Below are 15,397 nucleotides of genomic sequence, written 5' to 3' on the forward strand. Positions count from 1 at the left end.
GAGGGGTGAACCCGCAAATCCCCACACTTTTTCGTGTTTGGCCTGCGTCGGGACGTCCCGTCGCACGCCTTTTGCATCTGGCCCACCCCTTGTTGAGGGGAAAGCTGAGATCTCGGGCCCGCTGACGCTCGCCCGAGACCTCGCCAGTAAGCGGTGCTTACTTGAGCTCGACCTTCGCGCCAGCCTTCTCGAGCTGGACCTTGAGCTTCTCGGCCTCGTCCTTGTTCACGCCTTCCTTGACAGGCTTCGGCGCGCCCTCGACGAGGTCCTTTGCTTCCTTCAGGCCCAGGCCGGTGATGGCGCGGACTTCCTTGATGACCTCGATCTTCTTGTCGCCGGCGGCGGCAAGGACGACCGTGAACTCGGTCTTCTCTTCGGCCGGAGCGGCGGCAGCGCCACCACCAGCCGGGCCGGCCACGGCGACAGCCGCGGCAGCCGAAACGCCCCACTTTTCTTCGAGGAGCTTCGCCAGTTCGGCAGCTTCGAGCACGGTGAGGCTCGAGAGGTCGTCAACGATCTTCTGCAAGTCAGCCATTGTTCAGTTTCCTTAGATGTAAGTCTGGTTCGGGTTTGAGTTTTGCGAAGGGCGTCAGGCCGCTTCGCCCTTTGAGGCATGAGCCTGGATGACGCGCGCGAGCTTGCCCGCGGGCGCATTGGCGAGCTGAGCGATCTTGGTCGCCGGAGCCACAAGAAGGCCGACGAGCTTGGCGCGCAGTTCATCAAGCGACGGCAGCGAGGCAAGAGCCTTCACGCCGTCGACATTCAGGACGGTCGTTCCCATCGAACCACCAATGATGACGAACTTTTCGTTCGCCTTGGCGAATTCGACGGCGACCTTCGGCGCCGCTACCGGATCGTTCGAGGTGGCGATCACGGTCGGCCCCTTCAGCATGGGACCGATGGCAACGACGTCAGTGCCTTCAAGAGCAATTTTGGCGAGACGGTTCTTCGAGACCTTCACCGAGGCGCCAGCCTGCTTCATCTGCGTCCGCAGCTTCTGCATCTGGGCAACGGTCAGGCCGGAATATTGGGCAACGACCGCAACGCTCGTGGTCTTGAAGACCCCATTGAGCTGTTCGACCGCTTCCTTTTTTGCCGCTCGTTCCACAGCAAGCTCTTTCCGGTTGGCGGCCATCGCGAGAAGCGGGACCGCCGGGTTGCACCCATCGCCCCACCCAAAACCTGAACCTCCGGGTCAAAACCCATCGGACACGCGCCGGGCGAGACGACAATTCAAAGCCTGCCCTCCGGGAGCTCGTGAGAGCCCACGGCGTGTCGAGGTCCGAACCAAACCCATTCCGCGACCACCTTAAGGCGGAACGCGAAGTGAAATCCGGTCTTCACCCGTCTATGCAGGCCATGCGATTAAGCCGTTGAGAAATCGAAATCTCCCGCAGGCGCCTGCAGTCTTGGACAGGACAAGGTCAGCCGGCGAACCGCCCGACCCCTGCCCGCACTCCACCAACCGACGGGTTTTCCTTCCTCTTCGGGCAAATCCTCACGGACGTCCTGAAAAGGAATGATCTCCTGTCTTGTCGGGTTTTCGGAATGCGTGCACGAACGCGCCAGCCGAGGCCGGTACGTCCGGAAGCGGTTCTTTAACCGCTCGCAGCCTGCTTGCCAAGAGCAAAATTCACACCAGTTCCAATCCGTTGCCCTGGGTGCTTGATCCGGGCCGATAAGGACCGATTCAGGCCGATTTGACCCCATAAGGCAGCGGCTTGTCCTCGAAGAACGCGGTCAGGTTGGCCAGGACGCAGTTCTGCATGGCGACGTGCGATTCGAGGGTGTGGCCGCCGATATGGGGGGCGAACACAACGTTGGGGAGCGCCGTCAGGGCGTCGGGGGCGTGCGGTTCCTTCTCGAAGACGTCGAGGCCGGCCCCCGCAATGGTCTTGTCGGTCAGCGCCTTGACCAGCGCCTGCTCGTCGATCACCGATCCGCGGGAGATGTTGACGACATAGCCGTCCACCCCGAGTCGCCTCAGGATGTCGGCATTGACGACGTGCTGGGTGTCGGTTCCTGCCCGGACCGCGATCATCAGCACGCTGCACCAATCGGCCAGCGCCTCCAGCGTCGGGAAATATTGATAGGGCAGATCGTACTCAGTCCGGCTGAAATAGCCGATTTCGCTCTCGAAGGCGGCGCAGCGCGCGGCGATCTTGCGGCCGATCTCGCCCATGCCGTAGATGCCGATGCGGCGGCCGGGCATGCCCGCCTGCGGGCGCATCATCGGCGATTGCTTCGACCCCGCCCAGTCGCCGCTGCGGACATATTGGTCGGCGACCAGGATCCGCCGCGTCGTTGCCAGCATCAGGGTCATCGCGATGTCGGCGACCGAGGCGGCATTGGCGCCCGGGCTGTGGCCGACAGCGATGTTGCGGGCGGCTGCGGCCGTCAGGTCGACACCGTCATAGCCGGTGCCGTAGCAAACGATGGCGCCGAGTTTTGGAAACAGGTCCATCGCTTCCGCGCCGAGCGGGGAGCCGCCTGCCGTCAGCATCGCGCGGATGCCACTGAGTTCCTCCGCAGAAAACACCTCGCCTGCGGGCTTGCCGCCGGTGTCGAGCAGTTCGAACCGCTCGGCGAAACGCGCCATCATCGTCTTGGGAAAGCGCGAATAGATCAGGACCTTGTCAGCCATTGTTCTTGTTTCCGTTGAGCCCTGCCACAAACGACGAGGGGCGGAATCGGTTGCCCAATTCCGCCCCTCGCCTCATGCAATTTCCGAACCTCTAGCCGAGGCCGACCTTAGCCGAGAATCGTGTTCGGCTCGACCTTCACGCCGGGTCCCATGGTCGAGGACACCGCAACGCGCTGGATGTAGGTGCCCTTGGAACCGGCCGGCTTCGCCTTCGAGACAGCATCGGCGAGAGCCTTGATGTTCTCGACCAGCTTCTCCTCGGAGAACGAGGCCTTGCCGACGCCGGCCTGCAGAATGCCGGCCTTCTCGACGCGGAACTCGACCGAGCCGCCCTTGGCACCCTTCACCGCCCCGGTGACGTCCATCGTCACGGTGCCGATCTTCGGGTTCGGCATCAGGCCGCGCGGGCCGAGCACCTTACCCAACCGGCCGACCAGCGGCATCATGTCGGGGGTGGCGATGCAGCGGTCGAAGTCGATCGAGCCGTTCTGCACCTTCTCGACCAGGTCTTCGGCGCCGACGACGTCGGCACCCGCAGCCTTGGCTTCGTCAGCCTTGGCGCCACGGGCGAACACGCCGACGCGGAGCGTACGGCCGGTGCCGTTCGGCAGGGTCACAACGCCACGGACCATCTGGTCGGCGTGACGCGGATCGACGCCGAGATTGATCGCGACCTCGATGGTCTCGTCGAACTTCGCTTTCGCGCGTTCTTTGACCATCTTGATGGCGTCCGCGAGCGGGTAAAGCTTTTCGCGATCAACACCTTCGCGGGCTTTGTTCAAACGCTTTCCGATTGCCATAGCCGCTTACCCCGCCACTTCCAGACCCATCGAACGGGCAGAGCCCTCGACCATCTTCATGGCCGACTCGATCGAGTCGCAATTCAGGTCCTTCATCTTCTTCTCGGCGATCTCGCGCACCTGCGCCTTGGTCACCGCGCCGGCCTTGTCACGGCCCGGCGCCTTCGAGCCGGACTGGATCTTGGCGGCCTGCTTGAGGAAGAACGACATCGGGGGCGTCTTCATCTCGAACGTGAACGAACGATCGGCGTAGATCGTGATCACGACGGGAATCGGGGTGTTCTTCTCTTCCTTCTGGGTCTGCGCGTTGAACGCCTTGCAGAACTCCATGATGTTGAGACCGCGCTGACCAAGCGCGGGACCGATCGGGGGCGAGGGATTCGCCGCACCGGCCGGGACCTGAAGCTTCAGGTATCCGGTCACTTTCTTTGCCATCTATCACTCCTGTTGTGCCGGCCATCGCCGGCGGTTCAGGTTCGTGGTCTGGGTCGGATGCGGCTGGCAACCGCCCTCTCCCTCCCACGGCCTCTCTTTGCGCGAAGCTTTTCGGCTTCACGCGCTACCCGGTCAGACCTTCTCGACCTGCCCGAATTCCAGCTCGACCGGCGTGGCGCGGCCGAAGATCGACACCGCAACCTTCACGCGCGAGCGCGCCTCGTCGATTTCCTCGACCACACCCGAGAACGAGGCGAACGGGCCATCGGCCACGCGCACGTTCTCGCCGATCTCGAACGACACCGACGCCTTCGGCCGTTCCACGCCCTCCTGCACCTGGTGCAGGATGCGCATCGCTTCCGATTCAGAAATCGGCATCGGCTTGTTTTCCGCGCCGAGGAAGCCCGTGACCTTCGGCGTGTTCTTGATCAGGTGAAACGCTTCGTCGGTCAGCTTCATCTTCACCAGCACGTAGCCTGGGAAGAACTTGCGCTCGGCGTCGATCTTGCGGCCGCGGCGCACTTCCGTGACCTTCTCGGTCGGGACCAGTATCTGCTCGAAGAGATCCTCAAGCCCACGCTGCTTGGCCTGTTCGCGGATCGATTCCTGAACCTTCTTCTCGAAGTTCGAATAGGCGTGGACGATATACCAGCGCTTGTCGGACGATTGGGTTGCAGCGGCTGTAGCCATCAGTGAATGCCCAAAAGGAAGGTGATGAGGACGCGGATGATCTGGTCGGCGGCGAAGAAGAAGATCGAGGCCACCGCGACCATGACGAACACCATGATGGTGGTGATCGTGGTCTCACGACGGGTCGGCCAGGTGACCTTGGCGGTCTCCGAGCGCACTTCCTGCAAGAACTTGAAGGGGCTGACTGCCATCGTTTGATGTCCAACGTCTGTCGACAGACGCGAATGAATTTCAGGGATCCGAACAGCCGCCGTTGGCCCAGCCCTCTGTCTCGAAGGATGAGCCGGAAATCGGGCTCGATTGTTCGGGGATTTCAAAGCCGCGCCGGATATCCGCATCTCAGCGGGCCGGCAGCGAGTGCGGGGTATCTACTGCGGATGGGGCCAAACGTCAAGGTCACGCCGCGCCCGCCGAGCCACCCCTGATGCCTGGACGCCCCCAACAGAGCCGATCCGAATCAACGGGTTACCCGGCCACGCCGCGCGCCCCTCTGCCGTTCGGGCCGTCCCAACCGCCCTCCTCGCTGGCGGCAGCCGCGGAACACCATCAGTCGGCCCGGTCGACCATGGAAATGCCCGGCAGCGGCACCACGAACTTTCCGCCCTCGGCGAAATAGCGGGCGTGCTTGGCCCGGATCGGGTCGACGTAGCGCCAGGCGAACACGACGACGAACGCCGGCTTGCGCTCGTAGAGGGCGGCCGGCGGCAGGATCGGGATGTCATAACCCGGGCCGGCCATCACATTGCCCTTCTTGGGGTCGTCGTCCACCAGGAAGTCGATCTTGTTCTCCAGGCCGAACTGCGGCAGCAGCGTCGTGGTGCCGACCGAGACGCCGTAGCCGGCAACGAGCTGCCCGCGCGCATGGGCGGCATCGGCCATCGCAACCAGCTCGTCGCGGATCGCAGCGATCCGCTTCACATAGGGCCCATAATAGGCCGGCTGATCGACGCCGAGCCGCTCTTCCTCTGCGACGAACCGCGCGACCTCGGCCGACGGTTTCTTGGCGCCACCGGCACGCTGCACGGTGACGCGGATCGAGCCACCCTTGGTCCAGATGTGCTGGACGTCGATCAGCTCCATGCCGAGCCGGGCAAAGAACCGGATCAGCGGCTTAATGTTAAAATACGACAGATGCTCGTGATAGACCGTGTCGAGCAGGTTCTTCTCGGTGACGTCGACGCCGTATTGCGTTTCGAAGACGAACAACCCGTCCGGCGCAAGCACGTCGCGAACCCCGATCACCAGCGGATCGAGATTGTCGACATTGGCGATCATGTTGTTGGCGATCACGACGCTCGCCGCGCCGTGGCTCTGCAGGATGCGGTGACCAATGGCATCGGTGAAGAAATCACCGATGGTCTCGATCCCCGCCTCGGTCGCGCGCTTGGCGATGTCGACGGCGGGATCGACACCCAGCACCCGCATGCCGCGCTCTTTGAAGTAGCCGAGCAGCGATCCGTCGTTGCTGCCGAGCTCGACGACCAGGGAGCCCGGCGCGATGCCGAAGCGGCTGACGACGTCGTTGGCATAGCCGGCGAAGTGCTCGCGCAGCCCGAGCGAGAGCGAGGTTGTGTAGACGTAGTTGCGGTACTGGATCTCGGGATTGCCGACGTGGAGAATCTGCAGATGGCCGCAATCCCTGCACAGATGCAGCGCCATCGGCACCGCGGCCCGGAACACCGGATCGTCGACGCTGGCATCGGGGACCTGGAAGTTCGGCGTGCCGATCGGCATCCCTGCCATCGGGACGACCAGCTCCTGCTTGTCCGAATGACAGAGGCGGCAGGTGTGGCGGACGTAGAACAGATTTTTCATCGTGGAACCGAAAAATGAGATACGCGATCGGGTGAGGCAATCCCACCCCGTGAAGACCAGACCGCCAGCAACGGGCTCAAGCGGGTCATGGGTGGCTCGAGACTTCCTTGCCCAGCCCGTCGTAGCCGGGAGCTTCCTTCGCCGCCTTGGCGGCCTTGTCTGCTGAATACGATCCGCGCTCCGGACTTGCCAGCCAGATCGCGCCGCCGACGAGCCCGATGATCACGCTGATGGCACCCAGCAGCAGCGAAACCGACAGGGCCTCCTCGGAGGGGACCCCCGCCAGACCGAGGCAGGCGACCATCGCCCCCTCGCGAACACCCCAGCCGCTGATCGAGATCGGGACCGCCGTCAACAGCACCACGGGCGGAATCAGGATGCCGGCGTCCACCACCGAGAGCTGTGCTCCGACACCGCGCGCCAAGGCGAAGCAGGCCGCCGCGGTCACGACATGGATGAGCAGCGCCGACCCGAACAGCAAAGCGCGGCGCTCCGACTGCAGGAGAAGAAACCTGACCAGCGCTCCGAACCGGACGAAGCTTGCGATCGCCCGATGGGCGATCAGGCGCTTGGGCAGCCGGTCGAGCGTCAACAGAATCACGGTGCCGGCGACGCCGGCCAGCGTCAGCCCGCCGATGGCCAGAATCGCGGCATGATCGGACACGCGAGACAACAGGAACGGCAATCCGGCCACCATCAGCGCGATCAGCCCGATCAACGCGGTGAAACGGTCGGCCGCAACGCCCTTGACCGCCTCCGGCCACTGCACGCCGCGCTGGCGCAGCAGCCACATCCGCACCGCATCACCGCCGACCGAGGACGGCAACACCTGATTGAACCAGAGGCTGATCATCAGGATCCGCCAGCCCGCCAGCCAGTCCAGCGACACGCCGAGCGCGCGCATGATCAGCTCCCACCGGCCGTTGAGCACGAAGGTCTGGAAGAAAATCAACGACAGCGCCAGGACGAACAGCAAAGGATCGACCGAGACGAGATGGTTGCGCAACCGCTGCAGATCGAGGCCGCGCGCGATGTAGACCAGCACCGCGATCGACAGCAGCAGCTTTATCGAAAACAGGGCCGCCTGTTTGAACCGCGACTGCATCGGATGCCCGCCTCAGGATGCCGGATATTCCGCGCGACCGATCACGAGGTCGATCGCGGCCATCATCCAGAACTGGTGCGTGGTCTCGACAATGTTGTAGCTGCGGCTGTCGACGAAGAAGTTGACGTCGCCGAGATTGCGCAGCGGATTGTCCGCGTTCATGCCCGACAGCGTGATCACGTCGAGCTTCATCGTCCGCGCCTGCGCAACCGCGTTGAGGATGTTCTTCGAGCGCCCCGACGAGCTGATCGCGACGAGGCAGTCGCCGGCACGGGCGCTCAACCGCACCGCGTGCGCGATCCAGTCCTCGAACCCGTAGTCGTTGGCAAGGCACGACATCATGCTCGCGTCGCTGAAGCAGAGCGCAGGCACCGACGCGTTCTTCGCGAGATCGATCGCCAGGTGCGAGGCGATGCCGGCCGAGCCGCCGTTACCAATGAAGATGACGCGGCCGCCCTGCTCGCGCGCGCGCAACCAGAGGGCGCGGGTGGCGGAGATCGCGGCGAAAACGCCGTCGTCGACCGCTGTCGCGCGATGGAGGCGTCCCACGTAATCGTCGAGGAAAGCCTTGTGATCGGGATCGACGGACACGGCGGGCATGGGCTGGCGGCTCGATTGCAACATGTCCGGGTGATACCGGCTATTACCAAGGATTGCAAAGGTATAATACTTGCAAAGTCAGCGAGCGGCTGGTAGTCGGCTTTCGGGTTTCACTCACCATTGGCGGGCCTGTTTCGCTGGGCATTCGCGTCACGGATGTTCCTCATGAAATGCATCGTTACTGGCGGCGCCGGATTCATTGGAAGTCACCTCGTCGACCGTCTCCTCGACGACGGCCACGAGGTCATCGCGCTCGACAATTTCGTCATCGGGCGTCCCGAAAATCTGGCCGCACGCGCCGGTTCGAGCCGGTTAAAGGTCGTGCGGGCCGACGTCACCGACCTCGAGCAGATCAAGCCGTATTTCCACGGTATCGACTGGGTCTTCCATCTGGCGGCGCTGGCCGACATCGTTCCATCGATCGAGTCCCCGATCCCCTATCACCGCGCCAATGTCGACGGCACGGTCAACGTTCTCGAAGCGGCGCGGCACGCCGGCGCCAAGCGCTTCGTCTACGCCGCCTCGTCGTCCTGCTACGGTATTCCCGACGTCTATCCGACGCCCGAGAGCGCCGAGATCCGGCCGATGTATCCCTACGCGCTCACCAAGAATCTCGGTGAGCAGTGCGTCATGCACTGGTGCCAAGTCTACAAGCTTCCCGCGGTGGCGCTGCGCCTGTTCAACGTGTACGGGCCGCGGCATCGCACCACGGGCACCTACGGCGCCGTGTTTGGTGTCTTCATGGCGCAGAAGCTCGCCGGCAAGCCCTTCACGGTGGTCGGCGACGGCGAGCAGACGCGCGATTTTACCTTCGTCAGCGACGTCGCGGACGCCTTCGTCACCGCCGCGCGCTCCGATATCTCGCACCAGGTATTCAACGTCGGCTCGGACAACACCTACAGCGTCAACCGGCTGGTCGAGCTTCTCGGCGGCGACAAGGTCCATATTCCCAAGCGTCCGGGCGAGCCCGATTGCACCTACGCCGACATCACTGAGATCAAGCGGGTCCTGAACTGGACGCCGAAAGTGAAATTCGAGGACGGCGTCGCGACGATGCTGAAGTCGATGGATCAATACAAGGATGCGCCCTTGTGGACGGTCGACAAGATCGCCGACGCCACCAAGGATTGGTTCAAATATCTCGGTGACGACGGCTCACCGCAAAAGGCAAGCTCTTGAACAGGCTCGCCGGATATCGTTGCTGCGAGTCGATCATTTCGGTCCGGCCATCTGAGAGCTGCCGGCGCTTTAGGTAATTCACATGGGTAATGCTGCGACAGACAAGTCGACCGGCCATCCGGCACCGCACGACAAGATCAAGACGATCGAGGAGCTGGGCGAGATTGCGCGCGCCGCGCAGGCCAAGGGCCTGACCGTCGCGCTCTGCCACGGCGTGTTCGATCTGGTGCATCTCGGCCACGTCCGGCACATCCTGGCGGCGCGCAACGAGGCCGACGTGGTCATCGTGACCATCACCGCCGACCGTTTCGTCAACAAGGGGCCGGGGCGGCCGATCTTCCCGGAGAACATGCGCGCCGAGATGCTGGCCGCGCTCGGCACGGTCGACTGGGTCGGCATCAACCGGACTTCCAGCGCCGAGCCCGTCCTCGACACCGTGCGCCCCGACACCTACGTGAAGGGCTCGGACTACGAGAACCCCGAGGACGACGTCACCGGCAAGATCGCCACCGAGCGCGAGGTCGTCGAACGTCATGGCGGGCGAATCGTCTTCACGCGCGACGTCACCTTCAGCTCGTCGTCACTGCTGAACCGCTATTTCGACATCTACGATCCCCCGCTGCGCGACTACCTCCAGAAGGTGCGCGAAGGCGGCGGCGCCGAACGCCTGCTGAAGCTGATCGACAAGATCCAGGACATGCACGTCGTGCTGGTCGGCGATACCATCATCGACGAATACCAGTACGTCACGGCGCTCGGGAAGGCTTCGAAGGAGAACATCGTCGCCACCCTGCTCAAGAACGGCGAGCAATTTGCTGGCGGCGTCATTGCCGCGGCCAATCACGTCGCGAGCTTCTGCAAGTCGGTGGAGATCGTCACGACGCTGGGTGGCAACGACTACCCCGAGGAGTTCATTCGCGCGCATGTCCGCCCGAACGTCACGCTGACGCCGATCCGCATTCAGGGCCGTCCGACGACCCGCAAATTGCGGTACGTCGAGATGGGCTATCTGCACAAGCTCTTCGAAGTCTACACCATGGACGACACGCCGCTCGACGAGGCCGAGCGCAAGGAGATCGACCGGGTCACCGCCGAGCGCGTTCGTGGCGGGGACGTGGTGATCGTCACCGATTTCGGTCACGGCATGATCGCGTCCAGCACCATCGACACGCTGATCGCGAACTCCAAGTTCCTGGCGGTCAACGCCCAGAGCAACAGCGGAAACCACGGCTACAACCTGATCACGAAGTATCCGAAAGCCGACTACGTCTGCATCGACGCGCCGGAAGCGCGGCTGGCCGCCACCGACAAGTTCAACGACATCGCGTCGGTGATCGAGGACGGCCTGCACCGCAAGATCGATTGCGACAACATGATCATCACGCACGGCTCCTTTGGCTGCTATCCCTTCTCGTCGAAGACCGGCGTCGCGCGCGTGCCCGCTTTCACCAAGACCGTGGTCGACACGGTCGGCGCCGGCGATGCCTTCCTGACGATCACGGCGCCGCTGGTGGCGGCCGGCGGCAATATCGAGGACGTCGCCTTCATCGGCAACGCGGCGGGCGCGATCAAGGTCGGCATCGTCGGTCACCGCAACTCAGTCGAAAAGGCGCCCCTGGTCAAATTCGTCACCGCGTTGTTGAAGTGACGCGAACCGGAAATCTGGAGAACGACAGTGATTGATCAGAAATGGAACGTGATGGTCACCGGTGGCGCCGGCTATGTCGGCAGCGTGCTGGTTCCCCAGTTGCTGGCAGCGGGCCACAAGGTCACGGTGCTCGACCTGTTCATGTATGGCGAATCCGTCTTCGACGCGGTTCGCAACAATCCGAACCTTCGCCTGATCAAGGGCGACATCCGCGATGAGGCCGCGATCAACGAGGCCCTGCGCGGCAACAACGCGGTGATCCACCTCGCCTGCATCTCCAACGACCCCTCGTTCGAGTTGGATCCGGGGCTCGGCAAGTCCATCAACTACGACTGCTTCCGTCCGATGGTGCGCGCCGCCAAGAAGGCCGGTATCAAGCGCTTCATCTACGCCTCCTCGTCGAGCGTCTACGGCATCAAGGACGAGGCCGAGGTGACCGAGGAACTGTCCTGCGAGCCGCTCACCGACTACTCCAAGTTCAAGGCGATGTGCGAGACCGACCTCGCCGAAGAGGCCGCTTCCGGCTTCGTCGCCTGCACGGTTCGACCCGCCACCGTCTGCGGCTACGCACCGCGGCAGCGGCTCGACGTCGTCGTCAACATCCTGACCAACCTCGCGGTCAACACCGGCCGCATCCGGGTGTTCGGCGGAACGCAGAAGCGGCCCAACCTGCACATCCAGGACATGTCGGCGGCCTATCTGTTCCTGCTGCAGCAGGATGACGCGAAGATCGACGGCAAGACCTACAACATCGGCTACGAGAACCACTCGCTGATGAAGATCGCCGACATCGTCAAATCGGTGGTCGGAAACAACGTCGAAGTGGCCGTCGAGCCGACCGACGACCTGCGCTCCTATCACGTCTCCTCGGAGAAGATCCGCCGCGAGCTCGGATTTGCGCCGACGCACACGATCGAGCAGGCCGTGTCCGGCCTGGTGGACGCCTTCAGGTCCGGCCGCCTGCCGAACTCGCTCAACGACCCCCGGTACTTCAACATCAAGATGATGCAGAACATCAGCCTGAAGTGAGCGGCGTGCGGATCGGCATCGATTTCGACAACACGATCATCTGCTACGACAAGGTCTTTGCCGCCGCGGCGCGTCAGCGCGACCTGGTGCCGGAGGGCTGGGAGGGGCTGAAGAACGATGTGCGGGATCTCTTGCGATCCCGCACGGGCGGCGAGTTCGCCTGGCAAGGCCTGCAAGGCTTCGTTTATGGCAAGGGCATTGGCGGCGCCGAGATCTATCCGGGCGTTCGCGAATTCCTCGTGGCGTGCAGACAGACCGGCGCCAAGGTGTACATCGTCAGCCACAAGACCCGATTCGGTCATCAGGACCCCGACCATACCGACCTGCGCGAGGCCGCACGCGGCTGGCTCCGTGGCGCCGGCCTCATCGACGCTGCGGACGCGGCGGTGGCCAGCGGCGATGTTTATTTCGAGGATACGATGGCCGCCAAGGTCGACAGGCTCTCGAGCCTGGAGCTGGACATCTTCATCGACGATCTCGTCGAGGTCTTCGAGCAGCCGCATTTCCCGAAGGGCACGCGAGCGATCCTGTTCACGCGTTCGCGGTCCCTGCACCCCGAACATTGCAAGCCGATCGCGACATGGGCCGGCATCCATGACGAGGTGTTTGCGGCATGAGCGAGCCCGACATCGGCGCAGCGGATGCAGTGGAGATCGGCAGTCGTCTGGCGGGGGCCCGGGTCGCGGCCGCGCTGCCGGCGCGATCCGGCGGCAACAACAGGGTGTTTCGGCTGGAAATGGCGGAGGGACCGCCCCTCGCCCTCAAGCATTATCCGTCCGACGGACGCGACCGCCTGGGACAGGAATATGACGCGCTCACATTTCTGTCGCGCCACGGCATCGCCTCGACGCCGCGGCCGATCGCAAAGGACGCCGATGCGTTCTGCGCGCTGTATCAATGGTTCGACGGCGACGCCGCGGTGCTGCATCCCCAGGACGACGATGCCGACCAGCTGGCCGATTTCCTGATCGAATTGCAGAAGCTGCGCGACGCCGTAGGTGCGCGCACCTTGCGGAACGCGTCAGCCAGCATCTTTTCACCCGAAGAAGCCATCGCTCAGTACGAGCAGCGCCTGGACGGACTGAGGCGGGCCTCCGACAATCATCCGGACTTGCGCGCCTTCGTCGACGGCAGCCTGGTTCCCAGCACTGCCGCCGCCATTCAGCGGCTCCGCCGGCGCTATGCGGAACTGGGGCGCGATCCTGCAGCGGACCTTTTGCCCGCGCATCGCGCATTGAGCCCGTCGGATTTCGGATTGCACAATGCGCTGCGCGGCCAAGACGGCAGGCTGCGCTTCATCGACTTCGAATATTTCGGCTGGGACGATCCGGTCAAACTCGTGTCCGACACCGCGATTCACCCCGGCAGCGATCTGCCCGAGGCTAGCGCGAATCGCTTGATCGAACGGCTCTCGCGCGCCTTCGAGGCTGGGGATGACGCGTTTGCGATCCGCCGTGACGTACTGTATCCTGTGTTCGGGGCGATCTGGTGCCTGATTGTCCTGAATGCTTATTTGCCCGAAAGCCGCTCCCGGCGCGCCTTGGCTGCGCAAGGTGGCGATCTGACGGTCCGCCTTGCCGGTCAGCTCGACAAAGCCCGCCGGCTTCATCAAATGATTTGCAAACGTGATCCAGATCTCACCCCACGCTGAAGCCGCCCTCACCTGCACGCTGGACGAGCGCAGTCTCTATTTGCGCCGCCTGGTCCTCGGTTCTGTCCGCTCCGCCGGACGCGGCCATGTCGGTCCAGCCCTGTCGCTGATCGAGATGGTCCGCGTGCTCTACGACGACGTGCTGCGGATCGACCCGCAGAACCCGCGCGATCCCGAACGCGACCGCGCCATCCTCAGCAAGGGACACGGTTGTCTGGCGCTCTACGCGCTGCTCGCCGACCGCGGCTTCTTCCCGCTGTCGGAGCTGGACGGCTTTTGCGGCTCCGACAGTATTTTGGGCGGACATCCCGAATACGGCATGGTGCCCGGGGTCGAGGCCTCGACCGGGGCACTCGGACACGGCCTGTCGATCGGCGTCGGCCTCGCGCTCGCCGCCCGCATGCGCGAGCGCAGCTACCGGACCTTCGTGCTGCTCGGCGACGGCGAGATCAACGAGGGATCGGTGTGGGAGGCCGCCATGGGCGCGGCCAAGCACGGGCTCGACAACCTCGTCGCGATGATCGACTACAACAAGCTCCAGAGCTACGGGCCCACCGACTACGTCCTGCCGCTGGAGCCGCTCGCAGACAAATGGCGCAGCTTCGGCTTTGCCGTGCAGGAGCTCAACGGCCACGACGTCGGCGCCCTGCGCACCGTCCTGAAGCAGGTCCCGGCCGTTCCGGGCAAACCCACCGCGGTGATCTGCCATACCGTCAAAGGCAAGGGTCTGCCGCCCGCGGAATCCAACGCCGACTGGCATCACAAGAACAAGCTGTCCGACACCGAGCTCGACGCCATCCGCGTCGCCGTCGGCGATTTTTGATCGGCTCCCCATGCGCAACACCGCGATGAACATGGTCCACAAGCTCGCCGCGCGCGACGAGCGTGTGCTCTACATCGGCTCCGATCCGGGCGCCGGCACCTTGCGTGCGATGAGCAAGGAGTTTCCGAAGCGCCATCTGATCGAGGGCATTTCGGAAGCGCACATCATCGGCATGTCGGCCGGTCTCGCGATGGAAGGCTTCGTGCCTTACGTCAATACCATCGCGACCTTCCTCACCCGCCGCTGCTACGAGCAAGTCGCCGTCGATCTCTGTCTGCACAATCTGCCGGTGCGCCTGATCGCCAATGGCGGCGGGCTGGTCTACGCACCGCTCGGCCCCACCCACCAGGCGATCGAAGACATCGCCATCATGCGGGCGCTGCCGAACATGACGGTGATCTGCCCGTGCGATGCCGACGAGGCCGCGCGCATGATGGACAAGACGCTCGACTGGACCGGACCGATCTACATCCGGCTCGGCAAGGGCGGCGACGCCATCGTCTCCAAGGCCGAGCACGGCTTCGAGATCGGCAAGGCCATCCTGATGCGCCCGCCGGGCGACGTCCTCATGGTGACCACCGGCATCATGCTCCAGCGTGCCATCGCCGCAGCCGACCTGCTGGCCGCGCAGGGTGTCCGCGCCGGCATCCTGCACATGCATACGGTGAAGCCGCTCGACACCGAAGCGCTGCTGCAGGCCATCCGCGGCATCAAGCTCCTGGTAACGCTGGAGGAGCACGTGCCCTCCGGCGGCCTCGGCAGCGCAGTCGCGGAGACGCTGATCGACAAGCTTGGTTCGGGCCTGCCCGCGATGCTGCGGCTGTCGCTGCCGGACCGCTTCATGCACAATTACGGCTCGCAGGACTCGCTGCTGAAGAAGCACGGCCTCGCGCCCAATGCCATCGCGACTTCGATCGAGCACGCGCTCGCGGCGTCGCGCACATCCTCCCCTCAACTCCATTCCACCTGACGGGTCAC

17 protein-coding genes are annotated in these 15,397 nt (G+C 64.0%); 7 read left to right on the top strand and 10 right to left on the bottom strand.

Annotated features, from left to right (window positions below; genetic code table 11):
- Positions 1-157 precede the first annotated feature (157 nt).
- The 10 genes from rplL to CIT39_RS21350 form a co-directional block, all read right to left on the bottom strand.
- On the bottom strand, positions 158-535 hold the full coding sequence (gene rplL, locus CIT39_RS21305; RefSeq protein WP_094895389.1) for a 50S ribosomal protein L7/L12: 378 nt from the start codon (positions 533-535) through the stop codon (positions 158-160).
- A 54-nt stretch (positions 536-589) separates the two neighbouring features.
- Complete coding sequence (gene rplJ / locus CIT39_RS21310) at positions 590-1,108, bottom strand: 50S ribosomal protein L10 (protein WP_094972493.1); 519 nt, start codon at positions 1,106-1,108, stop codon at positions 590-592.
- Between the two features lie 582 nt (positions 1,109-1,690).
- A complete protein-coding gene (locus CIT39_RS21315; RefSeq protein WP_094972004.1) occupies positions 1,691-2,644 on the bottom strand; it encodes a 2-hydroxyacid dehydrogenase in 954 nt (317 codons plus the stop codon).
- A gap of 107 nt (positions 2,645-2,751) precedes the next feature.
- Positions 2,752-3,444, bottom strand: coding sequence for a 50S ribosomal protein L1 (gene rplA / locus CIT39_RS21320; protein ID WP_094972005.1), 693 nt, complete (start codon positions 3,442-3,444; stop codon positions 2,752-2,754).
- 6 nt (positions 3,445-3,450) lie between these two features.
- Entirely contained in the window at positions 3,451-3,879 is a 429-nt protein-coding gene (rplK, locus tag CIT39_RS21325; protein ID WP_007602986.1) for a 50S ribosomal protein L11, read from the bottom strand.
- A 132-nt stretch (positions 3,880-4,011) separates the two neighbouring features.
- On the bottom strand, positions 4,012-4,569 hold the full coding sequence (gene nusG, locus CIT39_RS21330; protein ID WP_094972006.1) for a transcription termination/antitermination protein NusG: 558 nt from the start codon (positions 4,567-4,569) through the stop codon (positions 4,012-4,014).
- Positions 4,569-4,760: a preprotein translocase subunit SecE gene (gene secE, locus CIT39_RS21335; protein WP_007602984.1), complete on the bottom strand. Its 192-nt coding sequence runs from the start codon at positions 4,758-4,760 to the stop codon at positions 4,569-4,571. Before secE ends, nusG begins: the two co-directional genes overlap by 1 nt.
- Positions 4,761-5,115: 355 nt before the next feature.
- The gene (locus CIT39_RS21340; RefSeq protein WP_094895393.1) at positions 5,116-6,384 is read right to left on the bottom strand and encodes a class I SAM-dependent methyltransferase; all 1,269 of its coding nucleotides are present in this window, start codon (positions 6,382-6,384) and stop codon (positions 5,116-5,118) included.
- A gap of 85 nt (positions 6,385-6,469) precedes the next feature.
- Complete coding sequence (locus tag CIT39_RS21345; RefSeq protein ID WP_094972007.1) at positions 6,470-7,489, bottom strand: lysylphosphatidylglycerol synthase transmembrane domain-containing protein; 1,020 nt, start codon at positions 7,487-7,489, stop codon at positions 6,470-6,472.
- 12 nt (positions 7,490-7,501) lie between these two features.
- The gene (locus CIT39_RS21350) at positions 7,502-8,089 is read right to left on the bottom strand and encodes an SIS domain-containing protein (RefSeq protein ID WP_244607419.1); all 588 of its coding nucleotides are present in this window, start codon (positions 8,087-8,089) and stop codon (positions 7,502-7,504) included.
- Positions 8,090-8,254: 165 nt separating this feature from the next.
- Between CIT39_RS21350 and CIT39_RS21355 the strand changes: the two genes are divergently transcribed.
- The 7 genes from CIT39_RS21355 to CIT39_RS21385 all read left to right on the top strand — a co-directional run bounded on the left by CIT39_RS21355 (position 8,255) and on the right by CIT39_RS21385 (position 15,389).
- The gene (locus tag CIT39_RS21355; RefSeq protein WP_094972494.1) at positions 8,255-9,268 is read left to right on the top strand and encodes an SDR family oxidoreductase; all 1,014 of its coding nucleotides are present in this window, start codon (positions 8,255-8,257) and stop codon (positions 9,266-9,268) included.
- An 82-nt stretch (positions 9,269-9,350) separates the two neighbouring features.
- Positions 9,351-10,916, top strand: coding sequence for a PfkB family carbohydrate kinase (locus tag CIT39_RS21360; RefSeq protein ID WP_094972009.1), 1,566 nt, complete (start codon positions 9,351-9,353; stop codon positions 10,914-10,916).
- Positions 10,917-10,943: 27 nt separating this feature from the next.
- Positions 10,944-11,945 (top strand): NAD-dependent epimerase/dehydratase family protein, encoded by a 1,002-nt coding sequence (locus CIT39_RS21365; protein ID WP_094972010.1) that lies wholly within the window; start codon positions 10,944-10,946, stop codon positions 11,943-11,945.
- 5 nt (positions 11,946-11,950) lie between these two features.
- Complete coding sequence (locus CIT39_RS21370; RefSeq protein WP_244607420.1) at positions 11,951-12,562, top strand: HAD family hydrolase; 612 nt, start codon at positions 11,951-11,953, stop codon at positions 12,560-12,562.
- On the top strand, positions 12,559-13,596 hold the full coding sequence (locus tag CIT39_RS21375; RefSeq protein ID WP_094972012.1) for a phosphotransferase: 1,038 nt from the start codon (positions 12,559-12,561) through the stop codon (positions 13,594-13,596). Before CIT39_RS21370 ends, CIT39_RS21375 begins: the two co-directional genes overlap by 4 nt.
- Positions 13,571-14,419 carry a transketolase gene (locus CIT39_RS21380; protein WP_094972013.1) on the top strand — a complete coding sequence of 283 codons (849 nt, stop codon included), beginning with the start codon at positions 13,571-13,573 and terminating at the stop codon, positions 14,417-14,419. Before CIT39_RS21375 ends, CIT39_RS21380 begins: the two co-directional genes overlap by 26 nt.
- Positions 14,420-14,429: 10 nt before the next feature.
- The gene (locus CIT39_RS21385; protein WP_094972014.1) at positions 14,430-15,389 is read left to right on the top strand and encodes a transketolase family protein; all 960 of its coding nucleotides are present in this window, start codon (positions 14,430-14,432) and stop codon (positions 15,387-15,389) included.
- Positions 15,390-15,397: the final 8 nt, after the last annotated feature.

It is taken from the genome of Bradyrhizobium symbiodeficiens (assembly GCF_002266465.3).
GTDB classification, from domain to species: domain Bacteria; phylum Pseudomonadota; class Alphaproteobacteria; order Rhizobiales; family Xanthobacteraceae; genus Bradyrhizobium; species Bradyrhizobium symbiodeficiens.